Origin of the sequence: Cupriavidus sp. SK-4 (genome assembly GCF_000611125.1) — a bacterium.
Classification (GTDB): Bacteria; Pseudomonadota; Gammaproteobacteria; order Burkholderiales; family Burkholderiaceae; genus Cupriavidus; species Cupriavidus necator.
Genome location: NZ_JFJW01000132.1, coordinates 1 through 3,827, shown reverse-complemented (window position 1 = coordinate 3,827; position 3,827 = coordinate 1). Strand labels below are relative to the sequence as shown.

General features: G+C 66.3%; 5 protein-coding genes and 1 tRNA gene. 3 read left to right on the top strand and 3 right to left on the bottom strand.

Going from position 1 to position 3,827, the window contains the following annotated elements; genetic code table 11:
* Nucleotides 1-521: cytochrome c5 family protein (locus CF68_RS26910; RefSeq protein WP_035824876.1), on the bottom strand; the 521-nt coding region annotated here is incomplete at its 3' end.
* A 461-nt stretch (nucleotides 522-982) separates the two neighbouring features.
* Here CF68_RS26910 and CF68_RS26905 point away from each other — a divergent pair.
* Nucleotides 983-1,058: transfer RNA gene (locus tag CF68_RS26905), tRNA-Arg, on the top strand.
* A 70-nt stretch (nucleotides 1,059-1,128) separates the two neighbouring features.
* Here CF68_RS26905 and CF68_RS26900 read toward each other — a convergent pair.
* Nucleotides 1,129-1,704 carry a cold shock and DUF1294 domain-containing protein gene (locus CF68_RS26900; protein WP_035824874.1) on the bottom strand — a complete coding sequence of 192 codons (576 nt, stop codon included), beginning with the start codon at nucleotides 1,702-1,704 and terminating at the stop codon, nucleotides 1,129-1,131.
* A 291-nt stretch (nucleotides 1,705-1,995) separates the two neighbouring features.
* On the opposite strand from CF68_RS26900, the gene CF68_RS37795 reads away from it, so the two are divergent.
* Together CF68_RS37795 and arfB are read left to right on the top strand one after the other, a co-directional pair.
* The gene (locus tag CF68_RS37795; protein WP_235205891.1) at nucleotides 1,996-2,373 is read left to right on the top strand and encodes a hypothetical protein; all 378 of its coding nucleotides are present in this window, start codon (nucleotides 1,996-1,998) and stop codon (nucleotides 2,371-2,373) included.
* 28 nt (nucleotides 2,374-2,401) lie between these two features.
* Nucleotides 2,402-2,806 carry an alternative ribosome rescue aminoacyl-tRNA hydrolase ArfB gene (arfB, locus tag CF68_RS26890; protein WP_035824871.1) on the top strand — a complete coding sequence of 135 codons (405 nt, stop codon included), beginning with the start codon at nucleotides 2,402-2,404 and terminating at the stop codon, nucleotides 2,804-2,806.
* On the opposite strand, the gene htpX is transcribed toward arfB, so the two are convergent.
* Nucleotides 2,775-3,713, bottom strand: a complete 939-nt coding sequence (gene htpX, locus CF68_RS26885; RefSeq protein WP_235205892.1) for a protease HtpX — start codon at nucleotides 3,711-3,713, stop codon at nucleotides 2,775-2,777. The two genes, arfB and htpX, sit on opposite strands and share 32 nt — an antisense overlap.
* Nucleotides 3,714-3,827: the final 114 nt, after the last annotated feature.

Here is a 3,827-nt window from a genome sequence, read left to right as displayed (position 1 = left end):
GCGGCAGCCGGGGCAGCCGGTTCCGGGAACTTGGCGCCGCCGGCGTCGGCCATGTAGACCACGGCGCGGGCCAGTTCGTAGTCGGCGTAGTCGTCCGGCGTGGTGCCGGCGCGCGCGGCCATCGCGCCCTTGCCGTTTATCACCGACTTCATCAGGCCGTCAAAACCCTGGCCGATGCGCGCGGTCCAGTCGCCGGCGTTGGCGTACTTGGGTGCGCCCGCTGCGCCGGTGGCGTGGCACGCGGCGCAGATTTCCTTGTAGACCTGCTCGCCCGTCTTGAAGACGCGCGGCGCGTTGGGATCCTTGATTTCGAGCGAGGCGACCGGCTTGATGCGGTCGTTGACGGCTTCCGCCGTGGTGGCGGCCCCGGCGCTTTCAGTCGAGCCGTGTCCGACAAAGTTGACCAGCAGAATGATCACGATGATCGGCACCAGGAAAGCCGCGACCACAACTGCGATCAGCTGCTTCGGGGTTTTGATGGGAGACTCGTGTTCGTCGTGTTCGTTGTGGACGTCGCTCATACAGAACTCTCAGTTTTGCAGGAAACCTTCTGGCCGCTTACGCTCGGCTTGCTTATTCTGGCCCGGTCTTGGTCACTCGCTGACCGCTGTCCGGCCCCATCCGGACCGCCCGTGCTGGCTGCGGCCCTTGCCTGACTTGGGTCTGTTGCTATTTGCGCGCTGCGGACTGTCTCCCGGACCGGGCCTGATTGTCGCCGACAACAAGCCGCGCGGCCTTGACCCCGGTCGACTCATTGCATCGGCGGAGTGGCGGGCACGATTTGACGCAAATAGCTGGCGATTATAGCGCCAAAGGCCCCCTGCCAGTGCCAAAAAGCGGCGGTTGCGAGACGTTCCCTGAAGCCCCTGGCGGGCCCGCATGGACGGCACGGGGCAAAAGCGGTATCCTATGCGACTTTCCTGCGGCGGCACTCGCCCGCCGCAACCGCTGTACCCACAAACCGGTTGCAAAACCGTCCTGTGCGCCCGTAGCTCAATGGATAGAGTACTGCCCTCCGAAGGCAGGGGTTGCTGGTTCGATCCCAGCCGGGCGCGCCAAATTTCTTCCCGATATGTAGCGCGATGATGCTGGTCGCGGACACGCGTGCCGGGCCGAAGCCCGATACCGTCATGCAGCCAGGGTGGTCTTCCATAGCACCATCGCGCCGATGTGCAGCCCGACGGTTCCCCAGAAAATTGCCTGGAAGGCCGCCTTGCGGTTCTTGTGCCGAAGCATATGTTGGGCGGCCAGCGCGCCTGGCCAGCCGCCGCAGAGCGCGAGCAGGTGCAGATGGGCTTCAGGGATGCGCCATGCGTCGCGGCGGGCGCGCGCCTTGTCCTCCGCGTAGGCCAGGAACGCGATGGTGCTGGCGAGGAGGCTGGCGATGCCGACCTGCCGGGGCAGATAGCCACCGAGCGCGCAGGCGGTGATGACCACCAGGGCCGCGAGGCCGACCAGCGCTGGCAGCCAGCTTGCCTCTTCGGCGTGCCTGGGCGCGCCGGCGATGGCAACGTCAAGCGCCTGTATCCGCCCATCCTTCCCCCTGGAGAGTTCAAAGCTGACTCGGTCGCCGGGCTTGGGCGTGACGGCGCGCGTTTGCAATGCCGTGATGTGGAAGAAGACATCTTTCGTGTCCGCGCGGACGTTGATGAAGCCGAAGCCCTTCTCGGCATGCCACGATTTGATGCGACCCGCTTTTCGCATACTTTTTCCGCGTGTTGGTATGAGGCAGCAGGTGTAGGCGACATGCCGATCGATACCGTGAACTGGATATTGCCTTTCCCGGTCGCATCCGTGGCCGGCTCGCACTCGGTCTGGCCCAGGATCTTGCGCAGGCGCTCGGCGGTCTGCGTGGCTTCGCAGCGGGCGCGGCTTAAATCGCGCGCTGAAAACTTTCAGCACGCAGCTCGCCGTGCCGCGCGCCAGTGCTGATAGATTCACTCGAACCACGCAATCTCACGCGGCGGGCCGTGTGCCGCGCTCCCGGAAACCACCATGGCAATTTCGACAACGCCCCTGCGCAAGCTGGGCGGCGTGCTGGCGGCACTGTCGCTTGCTGGCGCAGCAACCTCTGTGTCCGCTGCGCCGCTGAGCCTGCCGGGTTCGCTCCCCAATATGGCCGGGCTTGGCATCGGCTCCACCACCGAGTTTGCCGGCGGCAAGGACCGCATGATCGGCGTGGTGCCGGGCCTGCGTTATGTCACGCCGGGCGGCCGGCTGCTGGAATGGTACGGCCCGTATGCGCAGTTCAACTTTGGCGGGCTTACAGGTTTCCAGTGGGGACCGGCAGTGGGGTTGCGCCTGGGCCGCAACAACGTGGACGATCCGGTGGTCTCCACTTACGGGGTCGGCATCGGCTATGCGTGGCGGTAGTGCCACCAGCGCTTGCTATGATCCCACCATGACCGACGACCTAGTCATCCCCCATCACGAATACCTGATCACGGCGATCCGGGCACAGGGTGCTGGCGGCCAGAACATCAACAAGGTGTCCAATGCCGTGCATCTGCGCTACGACGTGCATGCCTCCTCGCTGGCGCCCGACCACAAGGAGCGCCTGCTGGCGCTGCACGACCACCGCATCACGCGCGACGGCGTGGTGGTGATCAAGGCGCAGCAGTTCCGCAGCCTCGACCAGAACCGCGACGAAGCGGTGCGGCGGCTGTACGAACTGGTGCGCAGCGTGGCCACGCCGCCGCGCGTGCGCCGGCCCACGCGGCCGACGCTGGCCTCGCGCCGGCGCCGGCTCGACAGCAAGAGCCAGCGCGGCCAGGTCAAGTCGCTGCGCGGCCGGGTGTTCGAATAGCGTCTGGTATCAGCGCGCCGATTGCAGCGCGGCAATGCGCTGCTCGATCGGCGNTGCGCTGCTCGATCGGCGGGTGGCTGGAGAACAGCGCCATCCACGACTTGCCGCCGGCGATGCCCATCGCCTGCATGTTCTGCGGCAGGCCATCCGGCTCCAGGCCGCCCAGGCGGCGCAGCGCCGCCACCATCGGCGTGGGCGTGCCCATCATGCCGGCCGCGCCCGCATCGGCACGGAACTCGCGGCGGCGCGAGAACCACGCCACGATGATGCTGGCCAGGATGCCGAACACGATCTCGCAGACGATCACCGTGACCATGTAGCCGATGCCCGGGCCGCTCGATTCCTCATCGTTCTTGCGCAGCATCGAATCGACGAAGTAGCCGACCACGCGCGCCAGGAAGATCACGAAGGTGTTGACCACGCCCTGGATCAGCGTCAGCGTGACCATGTCGCCGTTGGCCACGTGTGCGACCTCGTGCGCCAGCACGGCTTCCACTTCTTCATGGGACATCGATTGCAGCAGGCCGGTGGACACCGCTACCAGCGAGCTGTTCTTGGTCGCGCCGGTGGCGAAGGCATTGGGTTCGCCATCGTAGATGGCGACTTCCGGCATCGGCAGGCCGGCGCGCTGCGCCAGCTTTTCGACGGTCTGCACGAGCCACAGCTCGGTGCTGGTGCTGGGATGGGTGATGACCTGCGCGCCGGTCGACCACTTGGCGATGGTCTTGGACATCAGCAGCGAGATAAAGGCGCCACCGAAGCCCATCAGGGCGGCGAACGCCAGCAGCGTGCCCAGGTTCAGGCCGTTGGCGGTCAGGAAGCGGTTCACCCCCAGCACGCTGGCGGTGATGCTGAGGACAAGCATGACGGCGAGGTTGGTCGCCAGGAAAAGCAATACGCGTTTCATGTGTGTGGAGCAGTGGTGTGTAGGGCGGTACAGCCAGGATGCGGACGGGCCGCAGACGCGCGCCGCACGCTCAGGCGCGGCACGCAGGAACAGGCGGGCGCGGCCAGGCCGCGC

What these genes read in the sequence shown, in the direction of transcription:
- arfB (WP_035824871.1), top strand. Translation starts at nt 2,402, where the DNA reads ATGACCGACGACCTAGTCATCCCCCATCACGAATACCTGATCACGGCG.
- CF68_RS37795 (WP_235205891.1), top strand. Translation starts at nt 1,996, where the DNA reads ATGGCAATTTCGACAACGCCCCTGCGCAAGCTGGGCGGCGTGCTGGCG.
- CF68_RS26900 (WP_035824874.1), bottom strand. Translation starts at nt 1,704, where the DNA reads ATGCGAAAAGCGGGTCGCATCAAATCGTGGCATGCCGAGAAGGGCTTC.